The organism is Aeromonas sp. QDB34 (genome assembly GCF_027705405.1).
In the GTDB taxonomy this organism is placed as follows: Bacteria; Pseudomonadota; Gammaproteobacteria; order Enterobacterales; family Aeromonadaceae; genus Aeromonas; species Aeromonas hydrophila.
Genome location: NZ_JAPDBT010000001.1, coordinates 835921 through 858713 on the forward strand (window position 1 = coordinate 835921; position 22793 = coordinate 858713).

At 65.4% G+C, this 22793-nt stretch carries 13 protein-coding genes; 3 read left to right on the top strand and 10 right to left on the bottom strand.

The features are described from left to right. Positions 1-48: 48 nt before the first annotated feature. From amoH to amoC, 7 genes are read right to left on the bottom strand one after another with little or no spacing between them, the layout of a single operon-like run. Entirely contained in the window at positions 49-1593 is a 1545-nt protein-coding gene (gene amoH, locus OKC29_RS03700) for an amonabactin biosynthesis glycine adenylation protein AmoH (RefSeq protein ID WP_073350565.1), read from the bottom strand. Continuing rightward, positions 1590-7856 (bottom strand): amonabactin biosynthesis non-ribosomal peptide synthetase AmoG, encoded by a 6267-nt coding sequence (amoG, locus tag OKC29_RS03705; RefSeq protein ID WP_162275706.1) that lies wholly within the window; start codon positions 7854-7856, stop codon positions 1590-1592. The genes amoH and amoG overlap by 4 nt, the downstream gene beginning before the upstream one ends. A gap of 14 nt (positions 7857-7870) precedes the next feature. Beyond that, a complete protein-coding gene (amoA, locus tag OKC29_RS03710) occupies positions 7871-8620 on the bottom strand; it encodes an amonabactin biosynthesis protein AmoA (protein ID WP_073350566.1) in 750 nt (249 codons plus the stop codon). 20 nt (positions 8621-8640) lie between these two features. After that, the gene (gene amoF, locus OKC29_RS03715; protein WP_073350567.1) at positions 8641-11742 is read right to left on the bottom strand and encodes an amonabactin biosynthesis non-ribosomal peptide synthetase AmoF; all 3102 of its coding nucleotides are present in this window, start codon (positions 11740-11742) and stop codon (positions 8641-8643) included. Further along, positions 11739-12650 carry an amonabactin biosynthesis bifunctional protein AmoB gene (gene amoB / locus OKC29_RS03720; protein WP_073350568.1) on the bottom strand — a complete coding sequence of 304 codons (912 nt, stop codon included), beginning with the start codon at positions 12648-12650 and terminating at the stop codon, positions 11739-11741. The genes amoF and amoB overlap by 4 nt, the downstream gene beginning before the upstream one ends. Positions 12651-12673: 23 nt before the next feature. Beyond that, positions 12674-14335 (bottom strand): amonabactin biosynthesis (2,3-dihydroxybenzoyl)adenylate synthase AmoE, encoded by a 1662-nt coding sequence (amoE, locus tag OKC29_RS03725; protein WP_073350569.1) that lies wholly within the window; start codon positions 14333-14335, stop codon positions 12674-12676. Next, positions 14332-15525 carry an amonabactin biosynthesis isochorismate synthase AmoC gene (amoC, locus tag OKC29_RS03730; RefSeq protein WP_073350570.1) on the bottom strand — a complete coding sequence of 398 codons (1194 nt, stop codon included), beginning with the start codon at positions 15523-15525 and terminating at the stop codon, positions 14332-14334. The genes amoE and amoC overlap by 4 nt, the downstream gene beginning before the upstream one ends. Positions 15526-15850: 325 nt before the next feature. On the opposite strand from amoC, the gene OKC29_RS03735 reads away from it, so the two are divergent. Further along, positions 15851-16402 carry a lipoprotein gene (locus OKC29_RS03735; RefSeq protein WP_073350571.1) on the top strand — a complete coding sequence of 184 codons (552 nt, stop codon included), beginning with the start codon at positions 15851-15853 and terminating at the stop codon, positions 16400-16402. A gap of 145 nt (positions 16403-16547) precedes the next feature. Then, entirely contained in the window at positions 16548-18548 is a 2001-nt protein-coding gene (locus OKC29_RS03740) for a hypothetical protein (protein ID WP_073350572.1), read from the top strand. A 78-nt stretch (positions 18549-18626) separates the two neighbouring features. On the opposite strand, the gene glgC is transcribed toward OKC29_RS03740, so the two are convergent. Further along, positions 18627-19901 (bottom strand): glucose-1-phosphate adenylyltransferase, encoded by a 1275-nt coding sequence (gene glgC / locus OKC29_RS03745; RefSeq protein ID WP_011706313.1) that lies wholly within the window; start codon positions 19899-19901, stop codon positions 18627-18629. A 188-nt stretch (positions 19902-20089) separates the two neighbouring features. Between glgC and OKC29_RS03750 the strand changes: the two genes are divergently transcribed. After that, a complete protein-coding gene (locus tag OKC29_RS03750; RefSeq protein ID WP_011706314.1) occupies positions 20090-21730 on the top strand; it encodes an EAL domain-containing protein in 1641 nt (546 codons plus the stop codon). Here OKC29_RS03750 and OKC29_RS03755 read toward each other — a convergent pair. Both OKC29_RS03755 and OKC29_RS03760 read right to left on the bottom strand, forming a co-directional pair. After that, entirely contained in the window at positions 21693-22187 is a 495-nt protein-coding gene (locus tag OKC29_RS03755; RefSeq protein WP_017408190.1) for a hypothetical protein, read from the bottom strand. The two genes, OKC29_RS03750 and OKC29_RS03755, sit on opposite strands and share 38 nt — an antisense overlap. A gap of 168 nt (positions 22188-22355) precedes the next feature. Continuing rightward, the gene (locus OKC29_RS03760) at positions 22356-22718 is read right to left on the bottom strand and encodes a DUF2750 domain-containing protein (protein ID WP_010674427.1); all 363 of its coding nucleotides are present in this window, start codon (positions 22716-22718) and stop codon (positions 22356-22358) included. Between the last annotated feature and the right edge of the window lie 75 nt (positions 22719-22793).

Sequence of the window (22793 nt, forward strand, 5' to 3'; positions counted from 1 at the left end):
GCCCGCATATGCGGGCTTCTTTTTTATCCATGGCTTTTGACGTCCAACTTATTCCGGCAAGGGCAGCGCCTTTCTGTCCAGCTTGCCGCTGCCGGTCTTGGGCAGGGCATCCAGCAGCATGAGCCGCGCCGGCACCATGTAGTGCGGCAGCGTGGCCTGCAGCCCCTTGCGCAGGGCCAACCGGTTGAGGGTCACCCCGCTCTTCGCCTCCACATAGCCCACCAACATGGCCTCGTCCCCCTCGCCCACCAGACGCACCGCCGCCTCCTGCACCCCGGCCTGGCGGCGCAGCCCCGCCTCCACCTCGCCGAGCTCGATGCGAAAACCGCGCAGCTTGACCTGATCGTCGCGCCGCCCCAGATAGAGGAAACGGTCTGCCCCCAGCCGCCGTACCCGATCGCCGGTGCGATAGAGGCGATGGGTGGCAAGGCGCAGGAAGGCGGCGCTGGTCAGGGCCGGCTTGCGCCAGTACCCCTCGCACAGGGCCGGGCTCTCGATGCAGAGCTCGCCGCACTCCCCCTCTGCCACCGGCTGCCCCGCCTCGTCCAGCACCCAGTGCCGATAGCCGGGCAGGCTGTGGCTGATGGTGATCTGGCCATCAGTCGGCGGCCAGCGCACCTCGCTCACCAGCGACCAGACGGTGGCCTCGGTGGGCCCGTAGCAGTTCCACAGTCGCCGGGTGCGGGCACAGAGCTGCTCGGCCAATCCCGTGTCCAGTGCCTCGCCACCGCACAGGGCGGTGAGGGTATTGCGCCCCTGCCAGCCGGCCTTGAGCAGCATGCGCCAGCAGGCCGGGGTCGCCTGCAGCCAGTTGATGGAGGGGTCGGCCTCGAGCAGCGCCAGCATCCCCAGCGGATCCTTGTTGTGCTCGCCGCCGGCCACCGTCAGCCGGCCACCGCCCCAGAGCGGCCCCAGCATCTCCAGCAGGGAAATGTCGAAGGCCGGGGTGGTGATAAAGAGCCAGTGGCAGCTCGGTGAGAGCCCGAGCCGCTCGCAGATCCCGTCGAGGAAGCAGAGCAGGGCCCGCCGGCTGATGACCACCCCCTTGGGCTCGCCGGTGGAGCCCGAGGTGAACATCATGTAGGCGGCCAGGACGTCATCCACCTGGGGCCAGGAGACGGGCCCTGCCGCTGCCGGCCCATCGAGGGTGCGCAGCGGACAGCCGAAGGCGGGAGCCGGTCTGTCGCCATCGCAGATCACCGCCGACAGGCGCGCCTGACGGGCGATCCCCTGCAGCCGCTCCACCGGAAAGTCCGGCTCAAGGGGCACGAAGGTGAGGCCGAGCCGCAGGCAGGCCAGCAGGCTGGCCACCAGATCGGGGCTGCGGGAGAGATAGAGGCCGACCCGCTCCCCCACCGCCAGCCCCTGCAATCGGGCGGCAATCTGGGCCACCCGATCATTGAGCGCGCCGTAGCTAAGCCACTGCTCATCTGATCCGCCCTCACTGATGCCCTCCCCGCCCATACGGATGGCGGGGGCCAGCGGGGTGGCGGCCAGACATGCCGCCAGCCGCGCGCCCAGGTTGGCCGCCCCCTCACGAGGGGCAGGCCGGGTTTGCACGAGCGGAGCCTCATGCTTGATGGTCACTGTCATAGCGCAGCCTCCGTTTGGCGTACCAGCCAGTGCCGATAGAACCGGCTGGGGGATGGATGGGCCTTGAGGGTCTGCAGGGTAAGCGGCGCCCGATCCTGGCCAAACGCCTCGTTGAGAGCCGCCAGCAGGGCGAGCTGCTGCACCGAATCCACCCCGAGTTCACACAGGGTCTGCTGCCAGATGCCGGGTACGCCGCACTGGCGCTCCCACAGGGCCACCAGCACGCGGGCCTCGGCCGGCGGCTGAGCCAGACCGGGCTCCGCCCTGGTGGCGGCCACCTGTGGCATCACCGGGGGCTGTGCCGCCGCCACGCTGGCCGGCTGGCCCAGATCCGCCTGCGCCAGCCAGTCGAGCTCGGCCAGCCAGTCAGCCAGCACCGCCTCGGCCCGGGCCTCGGGGATCTGCTCGCCGTCAAACTCGAGGCGCAGCTGGAGCGTCTCGCCCCGGCTGCTGACCACGAGCGACAGAGGCAGCTCCACCTTCTCCACCACGGCGCCAAAGCGCGGCACCAGCTGGTGGGGTTCGGGGGCGGCAGGGACCGCCGGCATAGGGTAGTTCTCGAACACGAACAGACTCTGGAACAGGCGTGCTCGGCCTTTGGTCAGTGCCGCCAGCGACTGGGTGCCGTGCTCATTGAGCGCCATCAAATCGGTCTGCAACCGGGCGATATGCTCGGCCAGGGTCAGCTCGGTGCACCACGCCAGGGCCAGTGGCAGGCTGTTGATGTAGAGCCCGACGCTCGCGGTGATCCCCTCGATGGGGTAATCCCTACCCGGGGTCACGTTGCCCACCAGGGTAACGGCATCGCCAGAGCGGCGAGCCAGCAGACGGTGCCAGGCATATTGGGCCAACAGGCCCGCGGTCACGCCAAGATCGCGGGCACGGCGCGCGATCAAGGTCGCCAGCTCGGCCGGCAACGCCGTGGCGCACACCGCCGGTCGCTGCTGGGTATGGCGCCCGCTTGAGCTAGCGTCCAGCGTCACCCCGAACAGGCAGGCGAGATCGTTGGGCTTGGCCAAGAGCTCGCCCCGCCCCTGCCAGTAGGCGTCGGCGCTGCGGGCTTGGCTCGCGATATGGCGGCCAAACTCGAGCCAGGCGGTATCCGGATCGCGCTGCGGCAGCAGGCCGTTCATCAGCGCCTGATAGCCGCGATGCAAGGAACCCAGCAACACGGGGCCGCTCCAGCCATCCAGCACGCCGTGATGGGCGCTGAAGATCACCTTGTGGTGATCGGGGGCCAATTTGAAGCAGGCAAGGCGCAGCAGGGGGGCCTGTTCCAGCGGGATCGGGCGGGCCAGATCCTGCTCGCGATAGGCCTGGACCCGTGCCTCTGCATGTCCCACTTCAGACAAGTCCTCATAGTGGAATGGCAACTCGGCGCGCTTCAAGATGCGCTGCAGCGCCACCCCGTCTGCCAGCACCAGTTCGCTGCGAAGGGCCGGCCAGCGGGCGATCTGCCCCTGCCAGGCCTGACGGTAGACCGCCACGTCCAGCGGCTGGTGATAGTCAATCTCGGTCTGCAGGTGATAGGCGTGATCCCGGGGCAGCAGCGCCCTGTGATGGAACATGCTCTGCTGAAGCGAGGTCATGGGCAGCAGGGTCTCCACCTCGCGCCCGCTCAGCACCCGATCGAGCCCGGCTTGCGAGAGGCCAAGCCCCGGGAAGTCGCTCGGGGTATGGCGTGGGGCCTTCACCGCGCAGCAGTGCTCCACCAGCGCCGTCAGGTTGTCCGCCAGCCGCGCCATCAGGGCGTCGCTCGCCTGCTGGTTGAGGGCGCCCACCTGGCGCAAGGTGAGGCGGCCATCAAACACGCCCCCGTGCAGACTCACCAGCTCGCGCGGCAGGTTGTCAGGGGACGTGGGGGCCCCCGGCGCCAGCGGCAGGGGTTGCCAGGGTTGAGCGGCCTCGCCCTGATGGCTGACCCCCAGATAGTTGAAGACCACCAGGGCTTCGGACAGTGCCCAGCCACGTGGGTGGTGCAGCCGCAGGGCGTTGAAGCCCACCCCCTTGTCCGGCACGGCGCGCAGCTGCTCCTTGGTGGCGCACACCAGCGCATCCCACTCCTTGGCATCCGCCAGCGCCAGCGGATAGGTGCTGGTGAACCAACCGAGGGTACGGCTCACGTCGAGTTCCGCATCGATGGCCTCGCGGCCGTGTCCTTCCAGCATCACGCAGTGACGGCTTCCGTAACCCTGCTCGCTCAGGGTGCGGGTCAGTGCCGCCAGCAGCAGGTCGGGCACCCGGGTGAAGTAGGCCTGGTTGGCGGCGTCGATGAGACGGGCCGTGGTCTCCTGACTCAGTTGCAGCAGGCTGGCGGCGGCGCGGCCATCGGCGGCGCGCGCCGCTTCCAGCAGGTGACCCTGGCTGCCTTCCCCCTGAGCCAGCCAGAAGCCAAGCTGCTCCTCTTCCCGTTTGGCGTAGGCCGCAAGCCCCTCGCCCCACTGGCGATAGCTGCTGCCCTTGGCGGGCAGCGGCTCGCCCCTGCTCACCCGGGCCAGATCTTCGGCCAGGATGCGCCAGGAGACCGCATCGATCACCAGGTGATGGAAGGCGAGGAAGAGCCCCTCCACCGTCTCGCACTCGCCCTCGCGCTCCCCCTCGAGGGAGAGATTGCGCAGGCGAGCCCAGGCCAGGGTGTGGCCGCTGGCGGGGTCGAAATCTCCCTGCAGCTCGGTCAGGCGGGCCTGCAGCTCGGCCTCATCGAAATTGGCGGCATCCAGGGTCGGCAGCGGCGGCAATGGCAGTTCGGCCAGGTAGCGCTGGCCGGTCGGGGTCACCGCCAGACGCAGGGCATCGTGGTGCTGGCGCAGGGTATCCAGCCAGCCGCGCAGGGCCTCATCGTCCACCCCGGCCGGCAGGCGCAGGATCACCCCCTGGTTCCAGTGACCGGGCTTGGCAAAGCCCTGCTCGAAGAACCAGTGCTGAATGGGGTGGAGCGGGAACTCGCCGGTCAGGCTGCCCTGCTCGCTCCTGTGGCTCACCGCCTGCTGCTGGCCGAGCTGGCGGCAGAGGCGGCGCACCGTCTTGGCTTCGAACACGTCCTTCACGCTGCAGTGCAGCCCCGCATCCCGCAGCCGGGTGGTGAGCTGGATGCTGAGGATGGAGTCACCGCCCAAGCGGAAGAAGTCATCCTCCACCCCGAGCGGTTGTTTAAGCACCCCTTGCCAGATGGCGAGCACGGTCTGCTCCAGTTCGTTTTGCGGCTCGCCCTTGCTCTGCTGCCAGACGATGGCGGGCAGGCGGCGCAAGTCCAGCTTGCCGTTGGGGGTGAGCGGCATCTCGGGCAGCCAGCAGAGGCGCGCCGGCACCATGTATTCGGGCAGGCACTCGCCGGCCCGCTGCAGCAGGGCATCGCCGTCGGGCTCCCTTGCCCCGGCCTGCAAACAGGCGTAAGCGAGCAGACGACCCTCCTGCACCACCACCTTGATCTGGCGGATGACCGGGCACAATTCGGCAAGCCGGGTCTCTATCTCCCCCGGCTCGATACGATAGCCGCGCAGCTTGATCTGCTCGTCTATCCGGCCCAGATACTGGATGTTGCCATCGCGGCGCAGCAGGGCCCGATCGCCGGTGCGATAGAGGCGATGGGTACGTTCCGCCAGCGCCAGCTCGATAAAGGCCTCCTGGGTGCGCTCCGGCAGATTGAGGTAGCCGCGGGCCAGCCCCAGCCCTGCCAGGCAGAGCTCGCCGGGCACCCCCACCGGGCAGAGGTTGCCCGCCTCGTCCAGGATCAGCGCCTTCAGGTGGTTGACGGGTCGGCCTATGGTGATGGGTGCCCCCGGGGTGAGCCGCGCGCAGAGCGCGGTGACGGTGCACTCGGTCGGGCCGTACATGTTGTAAAGCGCCACCCGCTCCCCCCAACGCTCCACCAGGCTGCTCGGGCACGCCTCGCCGCCAAAGCCGATGGCTTTGAGGGAGCCGAGCTCCGCCGCTGGCAATAGGTTCGCGAGCAGGGCGGTCGGCAAAATCATGTGGCTGGCACCGCAAGCGATCGCGGCACCGATCACCCCCTCGCCCGGTTCGCCGAAGTGCAGGGCCGCGCCGCAATACAGGGGCAGCAAGCTGGTCATGTTGCCCGCATCAAACGAGAGGGACATGCAGTTGAACATGGCGCCATCCTGATCAAGGGCGATGCGCTCGCCGTGATCCATCATCAGATTGACCAGGCTGCCCTGCTCCACCATGACTCCCTTGGGCAGGCCGGTGCTGCCGGAGGTGTAGATGATCTGGGCCAGCATGGCGGCGTCCCGAGGCAGTACCGGCGTTCTGGTTGGCATCTTGTCCAGCGCCAGCTGGTACAGGTTGTGGTAACCGGCATCAGTGCCCTTGATGGCCTCGGCAAGCCGGGCATCCGGCTCTCCCCCGAGCACCAGCGCAATACTGGCGTCGCTCAGGATATGGGCCAGCCGCTCGGCGGGATAGGCAGGGTCGAGCGGCACATAAGCCGCCCCCGCCTTCCAGCAGGCAAGCAGGGCGATGACGAAGGCGACATCGCGTCTGGCCTGGATGCCGATGGCTGCGCCCGGGGTGACGCCCTGAGCCTGCAGCCAGTGGGCCAGCCGGTTGGCACGCACCTCCAGCTCGCCATAGGTCAACGATTGCGCGCCGTCGCTGACCGCCAGTGCGTCCGGCAACTGCGTGGCCCGCCGCTCGATATGGCAGAGCAGGGTGTCGCGGCTCGGGTAATCCGGCGGCAGATCGGCAAGCGCCGCGGCCAGCGCCGCCTGGTCGGTGCCCGCTTCCAGCGGCAGTTGCCAGATGTCGGTCTCGGGGGCCGCCACCACGGCGCGCATCAGGTGCAGCAGGCGATCGGCAAAAGCCTGGATGGTCTCCCGCTCGAACAGGGCGGTGGCGAACAGCCAGTCTACCCGGACGGAGTCCATCAGCTCGGTCACCTTGACCGAGATGTCGGTCTTGGCCGGCAGCACCGGCGAGGTCTCCTCCACCAGCTGGCAGCCGGGAATGAGATCGTTGAAGTCCACCTTGGCCTGATAGACCAGCATGATCTGGAAGATGGGGTTGATGGCGGTGGTGCGATCGGCACCGATGGCCTCGGCCAGCGCCTCGAAACGGTAGAGCTGGTGATCGAAGGCCGCCAGATCTTCCTCCCGGCACTGCTGCAGATAATCGACAAAGCTGGGCTTGCCGCTGAGTTGAGTGCGCAGCACCAGGGTGTTGACGAAAAAGCCCACCAGCGACTCGATTTCATGACGCTCGCGATAGGCAAGCGGGGTGCCGATCACCACCTCCTTCTCGCCGCTCTGGCGCACCATCAGCAGGGCAAACAGGGCGTGCAGACCGATGAAGTTGGAGGTGCTGTGGCGCTGGCAGAGGCGCTTGAAACTCTCCCACAGATCGTTGTCGATGGTGGAGAAGACCAGCTCGCCGCCGCTGTCCTGATGGGCCGGGCGCGGCTTGTCGAGCGGCAGGCCGTGCACCTCGGGGCTGCCACCGAGCCGGTCGACCCAGAACGGCTTGAACTCGGCATGATAATCGAGAAAACGGTCCGAGTTGAACCAGCGGGCATAGTCGATGTAGGTGAGCGGCAGCTCGCTCACCTGCAGGGGCTCGCGGTTCTGATGGGCAAGAAAGGCGCGCTTGAGATCCGCGAACATGTTCTTGACCGACCAGCCGTCGGAGATGATGTGGTGCTGGGTGATCAGCAGCACGTGCTCGCGGCTGCCCAGCCGTATTAGGTGTACCCGGCTCAGATCCCCCTGGGTCAGTGAGAAGGGACGGCCTATCTCTTCCCGCACCCGGCGGGCCACATAGGCTTCGCGCTCGGCTGCGGGCTCTGCGCTCACGTCCTCAATCTGCAGCTTGAAGGGGGCGTGGGGCAGGATCTCCTGCGCCCCCCTGCCCGCCTCGTCCTTGATGAAGCGGGTACACATGCTGGGGTGGCGGACAAACAGGTGGTCGAAGGCAAACTCCAGAGCCGCGGTGTCCAGCTCCCCCTTGACGCGAAAATAGACCGGCATGTTGTAGAGGTGGGAGGCCTCCTCGTACTGCTCGATAAACCAGAGCCCGCTCTGGGACGACGAAAGCGGGCCCTGCCGGGCGCCCTCGGCGACGATGGGCGCCTCGAAGGCGGCACGGGCCGCCAGGCAGCGCACCAGCTCATCCTTGTGGGCCTTGATGGTGGCGCCGATGGCCGGCGTCACCGCCTCCTTGCTCGACTGGGAGATAAGCTGGCCCTTGTCGTTCAGCGCCAGCTTGACCCCCTGCCGTTCCAGCTGTTTCAACAGCAAAATCATATTGTTCATCTGTTTCTCAAGCCTCAGGCACTCAGGGTGGCGCCGCCGTCGACGACCAGATCCTGCAGCGTGATGTGGCTGGCCAGATCCGAGGCCAGGAAGAGGACGGTATGGGCGATCTCCGCCGGTGTGGCTACCTTGCGCAGGGGAATGCCGAGCTTGAACTGCTCCGGCAGCCCGGCAATGGTGCGGGCCATGGCCTCCTCGCTTGGCAGCATGCCGCGCAGCATGGGGGTATCCGTCGAACCCGGTGACACCAGGTTGGCGCGCACGCCGAAGGGGGCCAGCTCCAGACCCACCGTCTGGGTCAGGCTGGTGACCGCCGCCTTGGAGGCGCAATAGGCCGCCATCTGCATGCGCGGCACATGGGCGGCGTTGGAGCCGATGGTGACGATGGCACCGCGCCGCTGCTCCTTGAAGTGGGGCACCAGGGCCCGCAGCAGATAGAAGACGCCACTGGCGTTGACCGTCATGCAGTCGTGCCAGTCGTCATCGCTCAGGGCGTCGGTGGGGCCGAGGCGCAAGACCCCAGCACCGTTGACCAGCACATCGAGCCCGCCGTCTGCCAGCAGCGCTGCGCAGCAGGCGTTGACCGCCTTCGAATCGCCAATATCGAGCAGCCGGGTGGCATAGGGGCAGTCGGCTTCGGGAAACGCCAGATCCAGCCCCACCACGGACGCACCGGCCGCCACGAACTGCGTTGCCACCTCGCGGCCGATGCCGCGCCCGGCTCCGGTCACCCAGACCCGCTTGCCAGTGAAATCAAAGGCCATTGCTTGTTGCTCCTTGCTCATCACCACACCATCTCCACGCTCTCTTCATCCTCGGAAAGCAGGCCGTCGAGGAAACGGCAGAAGTCGTCGAGGCGCGGGTGATCGAACACGTCGGAGACCTTGACCTGCACCCCGAACTCGGCGCCGAGCCGGTTGACGATCTGGATGGTCTGCAGGGACTGGCCCCCCAGTTCGAAGAAGTTGTCGGCGGGCGCCATGGTGGCCAGCCCCAGGATCTGCTGCCAGATGGTGCCGACCCGGTTCTCGGTCTCGCTGCCCAGGGTCAGGGCTTCGCCGCCCGCCTGGTAGGCGGCCAGCAGGGCTTTGCGATCCAGCTTGTTGGAGCCGGTGCGGGGCAGCTGGTCATAGTGGCGATAGTCGGTGGGGATCATGGCGGCAGGCAGCACCTTGGCCAGCTGCGCCTTGATGACCCGGCTGTCGCGCTCCGGCCCCGCCACAAAGGCCACCAGCCGGCGCACGCTGCCGATGCTCACCCCCTGCACGCAGGCCTCGTCCACCCCCGGCAGGGCCAGCAGCTGGGCCTCCACCTCGCCGGGCTGGATGCGATAGCCGCTTATCTTGAATTCGTTGTCGCGCCGACCGAGGTAGACCAGCCGGCCGGCCACCAAGCGCACCCGATCGCCGGTGCGATAGACGGGCAGATCCTCTTCGCCGACCCGCAGGGTGCCAAAGCTCCCTTGCACGCCACCCACATAGCCGTTGGCCAGCTGCGGACCGAGCAGCACCAGCTCCCCCTCGCTGGCGGGTTGCTCCCCCGCCCCCAGAATGAGCGCCTGCATGCCGGGCAGCGGCAGACCGATGGGCAGCTGGGTCTGGCTCGGGTCTTCCTGTTGCAGCTCCTGAGTGGTCACCACCACTGTGGTCTCGGTGGGGCCGTAGGTGTTGAACAGGCGCACATCGGAGCGGCCCTGACGCTGCCACTGGGCCAGCTGCTCGGGGTAGACCGCCTCGCCGCCGATGATGACAGTGGTAAGCTCGGCAGGAATGTGGGCCTGACCCGCCGTCAGCGCCACCACCCACTCGTTCCAGAAGGCGGTGGGCAGGTCGAGGTGGGTGATCCCCATCTGCTCCACCCCGGCCGCAAAGGCGGGCATGGATTCGAGCAGGGCGTCGGTGCGCAGCACCAGGGTGGCGCCGGCGCTCAGGGTGGCGAACACCTCCTCGATGCTGGCGTCGAAGTTGAAGGGGGCGAATTGCAGCATCCGCGCCTCTTCATCCAGGTGGTAGCGGCAGCGGGCGGCGGCGGCGAAGTGATCCAGCGCGCCGTGGCTGACCGCCACCCCTTTGGGCAGGCCGGTCGAGCCCGAGGTGAACATCAGGTAGGCGACGGTGCGGCCGGCGGCCGGTTGGTTCAAGCGGTTATCGCTCACCAGATCCCCCGCCAACAGGGTGCGCCCCTCAAACAGGCTGGCCAGCTTGTGGCGGTACTCGGCCTGGGTGATCAGGGTCTTGACCTCCCCCAGCCGCAGAATATGGCCCTGACGTTCCAACGGCTGCTCGGGGTCGAGCGGCACGTAGACGGCACCTGCCAGCAGCACCGCCAGCTGGGCGAAGATGGCCTGAGGGGTGCGAGCCAGCATGACCCCCACCTTGTCGCCGGGGGCGACGCCTGCGGCCTGCAGGGCGGCCGCCATCTGTTCAGATCTGGCCAGCAGCGCCTCGTAGCTGAAGCGGGCCTCTCCCTGCTCCGTGCTCTGAATCAAGGCGATCTTGTCCGGGGTCTGGGCGGCGAAGTGGCAGAGCGCCTCCAGCACCGGCCGTGCCTTGATCACTTCATGGGCGGGGCCAGCGATCAGGGCGCTGGTCCGCTGCTCGGCCAGCCAGTCGGCCTTGAGCGTTCCCAGGGTCTGGGCAGGCTCGGCCAGCCAGCGGCCCAGCAGGGCAAACAGGATATCGGCGATGGCAGCCAGATCCGCCTGACAGTAGCAGCCGGGGTTGGCGTCCAGATCCAGCCTGGGCTGGCCATCGACGCCAACCTGCACCTCGATGGTGAGATCCTCCACCGGGCCGGCGCTGATGTTGAGAATATGGGCAGATAGCGGCCCGAAGCGGCGAGCGTGATCAAACGGCATGATGTTGACCAGAGGGCCGAACAGCCGCTTGTCGCCCCCCACCAGGCCAAGGTCACGGCGCAGCAGCTCGTAGCGGTAGTGCTGGTGTTTGCGCACCCCGCGCTTGGCCTTGGCCACGGCGCCGGCGGCTCCCGCCAGATCCAACCCCTCTTCGAGTTCCAGAGCAAGGGGGGTAATGTTCATCTGCATGCAGGGCACGGTCAGCGACGCCGAGCCGATGCGGTTCATCATCATCAGGCCGAGCAGGGTCTTATCCTGGCCGCTCGACAGCGACAGCTGGGCAGAGAGACCGGCCAGCAGCAGATCGGGCCAGCCCAGCTTGTGCTCGTCGGCAAAGCCGGTCAGGGATTGCCAGAGCGCCGCCGGCAGCGGACGGCTCTCGCGGATAAATTCGGCGGCAATCGGTGCGCGGGTCTCGCCAAAGGACTTCACCTCGGGCCAGCCTTGCAGCTGCTCCTGCCAGAAGGCGCGGGCGGCGTCGTTCTTGCCGCTCTGCTCGCGGCTCGCCTCTTCTGCCAGCACCTCAGCCAACGAGCCGAAGGGGGATGGGGAGTTCATCTCACCGGCCAGCCCCTCTGCATACAGCTCGGCGATGCGCTGGAACAGCAAGGTGGTGCCAAAGCCGTCGAGGGCAATGTGGTGCACGCAGCTGTAGAGATAATCGCGGCCGGGGCCGCGCAGCAGGGCGAAACGGCAGGGCGCTTCTTGGGTCAGCTCGAACGGGCGGCGCAGATCGGCCCAGGCCCAGGCGCGGGCCAGCGTCTCGTCGTCGCGCTCGAGGGAGACCTCTTCATAGGCCAGGGGCAGCTCATGCGAGACGAAGCAGACCACCTCCTTATCGTCTTCGAAGTGGCCCTTGAGCGCCTCGCACTCCCCCACCGCCTTGGCAAGGGCCGCGGCCAGCACGGCCGCCTCGACCTTGCCGTCGAAGGCGATGCACTCGGCGGTGTTGAACATCGCCTTGTCGTCGTTGAGCAGATGACCGGACCAGAGCCCCTGCTGGGGGATAGTCAAGGGGAAGCGGTTCATGGGGTCACCTCCAGCGCCTGGGCTGCCAGCTTGGCCTCGATGAGGCGCCACCAGCCGTTGAGGGTCGGCAGCTTGGCGAGATCCACGAAGCCGAGCTCCACCCCGGCGGCGCGCCACTCGGTGAGCAGGGCCATGATCCGCACCGAATCCAGACCGTAGTCGATGAGGTTCTCGTCAGGGTCAAACTCCCCTTCATCCTCGTCGATATGACTCAGCAGCCGCGCCTTGAGCCCCCCATACGTCAGCAAGGGATTGGTGGGCTGGGCGGCAGCAGCGGCAACCGGCGCAAGGGCCAGCACCTCCTCGCAGGGGATCACCTTGCCGCAGCGGGTCGCCACGTAGTCGAGCGCCATCTGGTGGTCGGCCAGGGAGAAGTCTGCCACCCCGTCCGCCAGGAAGAAGGGCTGGATGTCGCGCATGAAGGCGTCGCAGGCGGTCATCATGCAGCCGATATGGCCGTAGATGCCGCCGATGATCAGCTGATCCCGCCCCAGCGCTTTGAGCATCTGCTCAAGCTCGGAGCGCTGGAAGGCGCTGTAGCGCCACTTGACCAGCACGGTGTCGTCCCGTTCTGGGCAGAGTGCTGCCACCACCTGCTGCTGCTCGGGCCGCTTGTTGAGACCCGGGCCCCACATGTCGTTGAGCAGGGCGCGATCTTCAGGGGCCTGATCCTTGGGCTGGGCGGTGTAGAAGACCGGGATGCCGAGGGCCTTGCACTGCTTGCGCACGGCGGCCAGGCGCTCGGTCAGCGCCGCAATCAACGGGCTGTTTTCGCCATAGAAGGCGGTGAAGTACTCCTGCATGTCGTGGATCAGCAGGGCGGCGCGTTTGGGATCCAGAGACCAGTCGACCTTGTTGGCCTTCCACTGGCTGGGCATGGCGTAATTGTTCAGGGTTGGGATAGCCATAACGTCATGATTCCTTTTTAGTTTTATGCTGTTGTCAGGGGTTTGCTGGCGGCGATGGCGTGCGCAATACGCGCCCGCAGCCCCTGCTTGTCAATCTTGCCCACCGCCGTCATGGGCAGGGCGTCCAGGGTTTCGAAACGGTCGGGCAGCTTGAAGTCCGCCACTCCGCGCTCGCGCAGAAACTTGCGCAAGGCCAGCGGCTTCAAGGCGGGATCCGTGCTGACGATGAAGGCGCAGCTCTTCTCCCCCATGGCGCTGTCGGGCATGGAGACCAGGGCCGCATGGGTGATGGCCGGGTGGTGCAGCAGCTGGTTTTCCACCTCTTCCGCCGCGATCTTCTCGCCGCCCCGGTTGATCTGATCCTTCTGCCGCCCCACCACGGTGAGGTAACCATCGGCATCCTGTACCACCAGATCGCCGGAGCAGTAGAAACCCTCGCTATCGAACACCCGGGCGTTGTGGGCCGGGCTCTGGTAGTAGCCGCGGAAGGTATAGGGGCCACGGGTGTGCAGGGCGCCAGGCTCGCCGGGGGCAACCGGATTGCCCGCCTCATCGAGGATGCGCACCTCGTCGTCCGGGCTCATGGGGCGGCCCTGGGTGTGAATGACCTTCTCGTCGGGGTCGTCCAGCCGGGTGTAGTTGACCAGCCCTTCCGCCATCCCGAACACCTGCTGCAGCCGGCAGCCGAGCAGCGGCCCTATCTTGCTGGCTACCGCCTCCCCCAGCTTGGCGCCGCCCACTTGCAGCAAGTCGAGACTCTCGAGCTGAGTGCGCGCAGTGGGATCCGCTTCCGCGGCCTGCAACCAGAGCGACACCGCCGGCGGCACCAGCGAGGTGAGATTGATCCTGTGGCGGGCGATCAGCGGGAAACAGCTGATGGGGCTGGGATCGGGTGCGAGCACCACTGTGCCGCCCGCCTCGAACACCCCCAGAGCACCAGGGGAGCTCAGGGGGAAATTGTGGGGCGCCGGCAAGGCACACAGATAGCGGGTGTGGGGCCCCAATTCACAGATTTCATTGCTGCGGCGCACGCTGTACAGGTAATCGTCATGGGTGCGGGGGATGAGCTTGGGAGTGCCGGTGCTGCCACCGGAGAGCTGGAAGAAGGCCACCTCGTCCGCCGGGGTCGGGCCAGATTTCACCGGCTCACTCTCAGCCCCCTGCGCCAACCAGCGGGTCAGCCCCAGCTCTCCTGCGTCACCATCCAGCAGCACCAGCTCGGCGCCGATGGTTGTCAGCAACTCGCTCTCGCGACCCTTGCTCGCAAACAGCGGATGGGTCAGCGAGCCGATAAAGAGGCGCGGAGTGATCTGCTCGGCATAAGAGAGGAGCTCCAGCCGGTTGTGGCTAAAGAGCGCATTGACCGGCGCGGTGCCGGCTTTCAGCAGAGCGAAGAAGACCAGATAGAACTCGGCCACGTTGGGGAGCTGCACCAGCGCGGTATCCCCCACCCCCAGGCCGTGGCGGGCCAGATTTGCGGCCAGCTGGCTCGAGGCGGTGTCCAGCTCGCGATAGCTGAAGCGGCGCTCGCCGCAGAGGATCGCCTCGGCGTCGGGGGCCAGTTCGCATTGACGCGCCAGCATGGCGGTCAGCGGCTCGCCACGCCAATAGCCCTTGGCGCGGTACTGCCGGGCCAATTCGTCGGGCCAGCGGGTATAGGACAGGAAGCGGTTGGACTGGGTCATTGCGCTACCTCCAAATCCAGGCCCAGTGCCTTGAGCATGGTGCCAAGCTTGGTGCCGGTCTCGGCCCACTCCATGGCGGGATCCGAGCCCGCGACGATACCGGCGCCGGCAAACAGCTCGACCTGATGGCCATCGAGCACCCCGCAGCGGATCACCACGGCCCACTCGCCGTTGCCCTGGCTGTCGCACCAGCCAACGATGCCGCTGAACAGGGCGCGCCGGAAGGGCTCCTGCTCGCGGATGAACTGGCGGGCCAGATCAGTGGGATAGCCGCACAGGGCCGGGGTGGGATGCAGCTGGCAGGCAAGTGACAGTACCGATGCCTCGCCGCCATTGAGCCGCCCGGCGATGGGGGTGCCCAGATGCCAGAGGGTATCCGTGCTCATCAACGAGGGATGAGCGGGGATCGCCAGCTCGCGGCAGTGGGGGGTCAGCACCCGGCGGATCTCGTCGATCACCAACTTGTGTTCATGCTGATCCTTGCGAGAAGCCAGCAGATCCCGGGCCACCATTTCGTCTTGCGCCGGTTCGCTCGCCCGTCTGGCGGAGCCCGCCAACGGATGGGTGAACACCTCTCCCCCGCTGACCCGCAGCAGCAGCTCCGGGCTGGCGCCCAGCAGGCGGCGACCCTGGCCGAGCGGCAGGGAGAAGTGGAAGGCGTGGGGATTCTGGGCCATCAAACGGGCCATCACCTGCTTAGGGTCGGCGGGCTGGTGCAGGGTAAGAGTGAGTTTGCGCGACAACACCACCTTGGCGAGCCGGCCTTGTGCAAACGCATCCAGCGCCGCGCTGACCGAGGCCTGGAATTCGCTGGCCGGCGGGGTGCTCTGCACCGAGATGACCCGGTTGGCCTCGACGGCCTGCTCTGCCATCGCCGCTGTTGCCGGCACCTGTGCTGCCGGGACAGGGCGATCGCCCCGCTTATAGCAGCCGGGCACATAGAGGCAGGAGGCCTCAGCCGGGTCGAACGCAAAAGCACCTATCAGCAGAGGATTGCTCTGGCCGGCGGCGCTGGCTGCGGCCAGCGCGTCGGCAATCTGTTGTTCTAGCAAAGGCCATTCACAGGCGGGGGTGGTGATAGGCTGGCCCAGGTCAGTGGCACTGAGTGTGCCCTGACCCGAGGTAAATAAGAATTCGGGCGAAGACGCAGCCTGGGCCGGCGCGCTATTTTCCATCACAAGAGTATCCACGTTACACCCTCAAATATGATTCAAAATGATAATGATTATCAATTTGTATTTGTGCGGCGGTAAAATACTCGCTTTGAAATCCCCCGGTCAATGGGATTTTTATGCCGATAAAACTGGAACTTATCTGTGGATATGGCGTGTGCCACGGCTGCTGTGGCCCATCGTGCAGGTCCGGCCAGCCTTGCCCGTATGAGCACCGCAGCCAACCCCCCATATGAGGCTGCGACAAAAACCGCGGGCTCGCCGCCCACGCTGGCAGCGAACGCCATTTCCCCCTAAGATGGCGCCATCTTTATGACCATTGCCTCAACCCACGGGATCCTCGATGTTAAAGCACCTGCTTCTGCTCCCCCTCAGCCTGCTGCTGGCCGCCTGTTCACTCACCCAGTACAACGTCAGCGAAGGGGAGATCAACCAATACCTCAAAGAGAGGGTCGCCTTCGAAAAACAGCTGGGGATCCCCGGCATCATGTCGAGCAAGATCCGCCTTGATGAGATGCAAAGTCGCATCGGTCGCCGCCAGGCCGACCGGGTCGAACTGGATGCCGCCGGCGATCTGCAGGTAGCGAGCCCCCTTGGCAACCAGCAGATGAAGATCCGCCTCTCCCTGAGCGCCCGCCCCGACTACGTGGCCGAGCAGGGCGCTATCTATCTGCGCGATCTCGAGCTCATCTCGGTCAAGACCGAGCCGGCCGACGTGGGCACCGCCCTCACTCCGCTGCTGCCCACCTTCAACCAATCGCTCTCGCTGTTCCTCTCCCAGACCCCCGTCTACCGGCTCGACGGCAGTCGCAAGAACGAAGCCAGGATCAAGGATAAAGTCGAGGCGCTCAAGGTGGAGCCCGGCCGGCTGGTCATCCCCTTCAAGCTGCTCTGACCCCCAACCGCGCCCCTCTTCTCTTCACCTCCAGGGGCGCGGTTTTTTCTTCTCAAGCTCCCCCCTTTGCCTCATAATGCACACCATTCTCATTTAGATTCATGAGAAGCGTCATAATAAAATCAAACATATGGTGAGAAGGGACATGAGAAAAACCGTACTGGTCCAGGCGATCGCCTGCGCGATCCTGAGCGGCGCCGCACACGCCGCCGTCAAGGTAGAAGACAAGACATTCAACACCGCCGCCAACATGCTGGCCTACACCGAGTTCGAGCTCTCCGGCGAGCCGCTGGCCGAGGCCCTCGGTCTGGATCTGGATGTGCTGGACGCCAACCGAGCCAATGAGCCGACCCCGTTCGACTTCGCTGCCGGCATCGAATCCTACGAATACTCCGAAGAGGCGATGTACGCCCTCAACTATCAATCCGGCATGGGCCCCCATCTGGTGAACGGACCGCAAAACCAGGCTCGCGGCGGCACCATGGCCTCCCTCGGTCAGCGAGTGCTGGCCATGGCCGATGCGGTCGGCTTCCCGGCCGATGAAGTGCCGCAGGGCATGTATCCCCTCTCCCTGCCCTACTCCTCCGCCAACCCGGAGTTCGCGCAAGCCGTCAACGCCACCCCGGTCAACGGCGACCAGATCACCATCAAGACCGCCAAGGGCAACGAGAAGAGCGTCAAGACCCAGGTACCGGCCTACTTCCGCGACTACGCCACCCTGCGCTGGAGCGGCAGTGACAACCTGCTGGTGCCGGCGGCCGTGGGCGGCATCCTGCTCAAAGAGGTGATGTGGTCCCAGGACTTCCTCGGCGGCATGCACGTGGCCGAGACCGATGAAGAGGTGGAAGCCGCGTCCGCCACCATGGATCAAGACGGCAAGCACAAGCTGGGCGTCTCTGCCGCCGACGGCTTCAACGGCATGATGCTGACCGAGCAGTCCATCGACAAGCTGGCCATCCTGCAGGGGCAGCTCGGCTTTGACGGCAAGCAGCTGGGCGCCAAGATCACCCCGCAGTACGATCCGGCCAAGGGTATCGTCTACTTCCCCCATCAGGTGAAAGTGACCGAGACCGGTAAGAATGATGTTGGCGCCATCGGCAAGCTCGAGGTGGTGGACGGCTCTGCCCAGCTGCGCGACGCCTGGATGATGCTGTGGCCGCTCTCCGAGTTCTACGCCTTCACCGATCAGCGCAGCGCCAACACCAACCAGAACCCGGCCTTCCACGCCGTGTTCGACGGTGCCCCGTTCGCCGCCGCACCGGCCGCCAACAAGGGCAGCGATGCCGCCAAGCTGGTAGCGGGTGACGATGCCTTCTCCCTGGCGCTGAACCTCTCCGGCATGGTGTTCAAGAACCTCAATGCCCTGCACTTCGAGCCCAAGGCCGGCACCCTGGTTGACAGCTGGCAAGCCGGCAAACAGGGCAAGCACGTCACCACCTTTGACGCCGCCTACAGCCTGGTCGCCCTGCAGATCTTCCAGCGCGCCCAGGATGCACTGCCGGTCGGTTACGCCGCTGGTGACAATGGCGAGCTGAACCTGAAGACCGCTCAGGGCCAGCAGGCGCTGGTGCTGATCCGCCAGCAGGCCGACTTCATCCTCGCCAATCTCAAGGGCAAAAATGGGCTGGTACACGATGGGATCACCCTGGGTGGCAAGCTCGATGCCGGCCAGTCCATCGACGCCCAGTTTGCCGCCATCCGCGGCCTGACCGCCGCCTTCCTGGCAACCTCGGATGCCAAGTACCGCACGGCGGCGCGCGAGCTGTTCATCGCCGCCGACAAGGCCTACTTCAATGCCAAGGCCGGTACCTGGCTCGCTGGCAAGCAAGGCGAATACACTCCCTGGACCCAGGCCGCCATCTCCGGTACCCTGCGCTCCGCCATGCTGAACCTGCGCAACGAGGGGACAGAGAAAGCCCCGGCGCTGGAGTTGGCCCAGCTGACCCAGCGCTACGTGAGCTGGTTCCGTGGCACCGTCAACGGTGGCATGCAGATGGCCGAGTGGATCGGCGACTCCGGCGAAAACGTCATCGAAGGGGCCGGTGGTGACACCGACGAAGATGGCGTCCCGCAAGTGACCGCCGCCGGTGGCAAGCACGGCACCGCCATGGTGATGGCCGCCAAGGCGCTGATCACCGAAAAATAATCAGCCATCCGGCTGAATAGAAAAAGGGAGCCATATCGGCTCCCTTTTTAGTTGTGGCGTCTGGCGTTGGGCGTGACATCACCCCAGCTTGGCCAGCATCTCCTTGGTCACCAGCACGATACCCTGCTCGGAGCGATAGAAGCGGCGGCTATCCTCGTCGGCGTTCTCCCCCACCACCAGCCCGTCGGGCAGCTTGCAGCCCTTGTCCACCACCACCCGCCGCAACCGGCAACCCGAGCCGATCTCGACGCCGGGGAAAATGATGGCCTGATCCAGGGTACAGAAGGAGTGCACCCGCACATGGGTGAACAACACGGAGTTGAGCACGAAGGAGCCGCTGACGATCGAGCCCCCCGCGAACATGGAGTTGATGGTCATGCCGTGCTGGCCGTTTCTGTCCTGCACGAACTTGGCCGGCGGCGTCATGGTCTGGCTGGTCCAGATGGGCCAGTTCTCGTCATAGATGTCGAGCTCGGGCACCACGGAGGCGAGATCCATGTTGGCCTCCCAGAACGAGTCCAGGGTACCCACGTCACGCCAGTAGGGTTTCTGCCCCTCCTTGGCCCCCACGCAGGACATGGTGAACGGGTGGGCAAACGCCTTGCCCTCCCCCACGATGCGCGGGATCACGTCCATGCCGAAATCGTGTTTGGACTCCTGATTGTGGATGTCCTCTTCCAGCAGCTGATAGAGATACTCCGCCTCGAAGATGTAGATGCCCATGGAGGCCAGGGAGACGTTTTCGTTGCCCGGCATGGCCGGCGGATTGGCCGGCTTCTCCACGAAGGCGCGGATCTTGCGCTGCTCGTCGATGTCCATCACCCCGAAGGCGGAGGCCTCCGCGCGCGGCACCTCGATGCAGGCCACCGTCACCTTGGCGCCGAGGCGCACGTGATCGAGCAGCATGGCGGCGTAGTCCATCTTGTAGATGTGATCCCCCGCCAGCACCACTATGTATTTGGGGCCGTAGTCACGGATGATGTCGACGTTCTGGTAGATGGCGTCGGCGGTGCCGCGATACCAGTGCACCTCGTCCACCCGCTGCTGGGCGGGCAGCAAGTCGATGAACTCGTTCATCTGGTAGCGCAGGAAGGACCAGCCGGATTGCAGGTGGCGCAGCAGGCTGTGGGACTTGTACTGGGTCACCACCCCGACCCGGCGAATGCCGGAGTTGATGCAGTTGGAGAGCACGAAGTCGATGATGCGGAACTTGCCGCCAAAATGGACGGCAGGCTTGGCGCGGTTGTCGGTCAACTGCTTCAGGCGACTGCCCCGTCCCCCCGCGAGCACCAAGGCCATACTCTGGTTCAATAGTTGCCGTGCTTTGGCAGTATTTACGGGTTCTAACAACATAATTACCTCTGCCTTGTTTTGGTCCATTTTCGATTCATCTTCGCCTGTTTCCGGCGCCATGAAAGTGGTTTCACTCACATTTAACTGATTTCAATTGACCCTTTTCCAGGAGTTGAGCGGGATCTCATGCTTTGCGGCGCGAGCTTGGTTAGAATTTCAGCATCAACGACATCATCAAGGATGACACCATGTTGAACAAGCTCGGGAGCAACCAGCTGCTGGTGATCGCTCTCCTCTGTGCTCCCCTGCTGCTGTTGCAGGGGCTCTGGCTCGCCTTCACCAGCACGCTGCTGACCCTGCTTATCATCCTCGCCACCAGCCTGCTCGGCTTTGGCTTGCTGAGCATGCTGACCCTGCGCCTTCAGCAGGCCGAGCGCAGCCACCAGGAGCAGGTGTGGTGCCGGGCGCTGCAGCTGCGCGACCCCACCTGCCTGACCACCCCCGAGGCCCAGGCCGCCCTGCAGCAGTTGCTCGCCCACTTCAACGAGGCCGAACGCGATGCCCACCGCCAGATCAGCGAACTGCACAACCAGGCGACCCAGGACGAGCTGACCCAGCTGCAAAACCGCCACGCCTTTCGCCGCGACATGACCGAGCTGCTGCAGCGGGATCAGGATACCCAGACCGCCACCCTGGTGCTGATCCGCGCTACCGAACTCGGCAAGCTCAACGCCCAACGCGGCTTTCAGTCGGGGGATGCCTACATCAAGGATATCGCCAATATCATCACCAGAGTGGTGAGCCGCTTCCCCGGCCATCAGGTCTACCGCATCTCGGGGGCCGACTTCGCGGTGCTGGTGCAGCCGGTCGCCAACATCCCACCCCCCCTGCTCGGGCGGGATCTGAAGATCGCTTTCGATCACTATCAGCAGCAGCATGAACTGGAGAGCGCCGCCTACTCCGGGCTGACCCGGCTCAGCAGCGGCCAGAAGATCGAGGCCATTCTGGCCAGGGCGGATCTGGCGCTGGCCCGCGCCCAGACCGAGACGGTCAACGGCTGGGCCATCCAGCAGGATGACAGCGTGGTGGAGCTGCAGGGGCAGCATCACTGGAAGCTGGTGCTGACCGAGCTGCTGGAGCAGGAGCGCATCAGCTTCACCTACCAGCCGATCCAGCCGATGCACCGCAGCATGCTGGCCTACAACGAGATCTACACCCGCTTCAGCAGTGCCGACGGCACTGTGCTGCCCACCGACACCCTGTTCGCCATGGCCCAGCGGCTCGACATGGTGATGCGGCTGGAACAGATGCTGGTGACCCACGTCATGCGCCAATACCGGGCCTTTGGCTCGAATCAGAGTCGCTGGGGCATCAACCTCTCCAGCAACCTGCTGCAAAACAGCGCCTTTCTGATCTGGCTGGACCGACAACTGCTCAACGACCCCAACACCAGCGCCAACCTGGTGTTCGAACTGGATGAAGAACATCTGGAGCGCAACCTGACCGGGGCCAAGCGGGTGTTCGAGCTGCTCAGGCGCAACGGCAGTCGCTCCGCCATCTGCAACTTCGGCAAGGGGATAGGGTCATTCAACCTGTTTCGCGAGCTCAAGCCCGACTACATCAAGCTGGATCCCGCCCTCATCACCGGGCTGGAGCAGGATCTGACCAACCAGCAGTTCGTGCGGATGATCGTCGACGTGTCACACCGGATGGGGTGTCAGGTGATTGCGGAGGGGGTGGAGCAGCTGGGTCAGAAGCAGCTGCTGCAGGGCATGTATGTGGACGGGCTGCAGGGCTATCTCATCGCCAAGCCCCAGCAGTTGCGGCCGGATATCAGCCAGCTCGGGCTGTTTACTGAGGATGCTTCAACTTCAACAGAGTCAGAATGATGTCGTTGAGCTGGCGATAGCGCTCCAGCTCCTTCTGATCGTAACGGGTCGCCAGGGTGGTGGGATTGTGGCGATTCTTGAGGTAACGGTTGATTTGCAGCCGGTTGAAACCGGCTACCTGATAGACCTGCCCCAGCAGGGCATTGAGCTCTTCGTGTTCAAGACCGGCCTTGGCGAGGTAATCCTCCTGGGCCGGGCTCTCCAGCTGGCAGCTCTGCTTGGCGATGCGGCCGGTCTCCTGCAGATAGCTGAGCCACTGCTCCAGGTAGAGCGGCTTGCAGCCCGCCAGCAGATTGAAGAAACCCACCGCATCGCAGCGGCAGTCGGTCAGCAGCAGCACCGCCAGTTGATCGTCATCGCAGCGGAAGGTGACGGGGCCGCTCTGCCCCCAGTCCAGCGCCTGAACCCGGATCTCGGCTCGCGCCCCTGCAACGCCGGTGACGTCGAATACAAACATGGCTCCTCCCGCTCGGCAAAAGGTTGATGATGGACCATCCCTCTGACGGGTGCAAAGCCAAATCGCCTTTTCATTCAGTATTCTGCAAGCCAGCCATAAAAAAACCGACATCCTCGTGGATATCGGTTCTCGTCAGACGGGCCAAGGCCCGGCTCAATGCAGTGTGGTTCAGGCGTCCAGTTCCACCAGCGCCTTGGCCAGCTCGATGGGTTCGAGCTCCTGCCCTTCCAGATCGGCGTTCCAGTTCGGGCCGACCAGCACGTCGTCTTCGTCCAGATCGTTGATCCAGATGTCGAGGAACTCTTCCAGCTCGATCACTTCCGGCTCGTAGTCGGCCCACTCGTCCACGCAGTGCAGGCGGGCATCCCCTTCGGCAGACCAGAGCGGCATCACGTCGGCATCTTCGAACTCGGCAGAGCGGCAGACGACCCAGTCTTCACCGTAACGCAAGCCCCATACCTGACCCGACTCGCGGACTTCTTCGATGAACAGTTGGAAATTGGCGTCAAGATTGTCAGTTAACTTACTCATGGGGCTCTCTCTCTATCGGGTGCTGCGGCCACGGCAGTGCCGAGTGGCAATGCGGTGGCCAAATGGTGTCGCAAA

Excerpts from the sequence above, each read along its gene's own strand:
- amoH (WP_073350565.1), bottom strand. The coding sequence starts at position 1,593 with ATGACAGTGACCATCAAGCATGAGGCTCCGCTCGTGCAAACCCGGCCT.
- OKC29_RS03740 (WP_073350572.1), top strand. The coding sequence starts at position 16,548 with ATGAGAAAAACCGTACTGGTCCAGGCGATCGCCTGCGCGATCCTGAGC.
- amoE (WP_073350569.1), bottom strand. The coding sequence starts at position 14,335 with ATGACCCAGTCCAACCGCTTCCTGTCCTATACCCGCTGGCCCGACGAA.
- OKC29_RS03735 (WP_073350571.1), top strand. The coding sequence starts at position 15,851 with ATGTTAAAGCACCTGCTTCTGCTCCCCCTCAGCCTGCTGCTGGCCGCC.
- OKC29_RS03760 (WP_010674427.1), bottom strand. The coding sequence starts at position 22,718 with ATGAGTAAGTTAACTGACAATCTTGACGCCAATTTCCAACTGTTCATC.
- OKC29_RS03755 (WP_017408190.1), bottom strand. The coding sequence starts at position 22,187 with ATGTTTGTATTCGACGTCACCGGCGTTGCAGGGGCGCGAGCCGAGATC.
- amoA (WP_073350566.1), bottom strand. The coding sequence starts at position 8,620 with ATGGCCTTTGATTTCACTGGCAAGCGGGTCTGGGTGACCGGAGCCGGG.
- amoF (WP_073350567.1), bottom strand. The coding sequence starts at position 11,742 with ATGAACCGCTTCCCCTTGACTATCCCCCAGCAGGGGCTCTGGTCCGGT.
- amoG (WP_162275706.1), bottom strand. The coding sequence starts at position 7,856 with ATGAACAATATGATTTTGCTGTTGAAACAGCTGGAACGGCAGGGGGTC.
- OKC29_RS03750 (WP_011706314.1), top strand. The coding sequence starts at position 20,090 with ATGTTGAACAAGCTCGGGAGCAACCAGCTGCTGGTGATCGCTCTCCTC.
- amoB (WP_073350568.1), bottom strand. The coding sequence starts at position 12,650 with ATGGCTATCCCAACCCTGAACAATTACGCCATGCCCAGCCAGTGGAAG.
- glgC (WP_011706313.1), bottom strand. The coding sequence starts at position 19,901 with ATGTTGTTAGAACCCGTAAATACTGCCAAAGCACGGCAACTATTGAAC.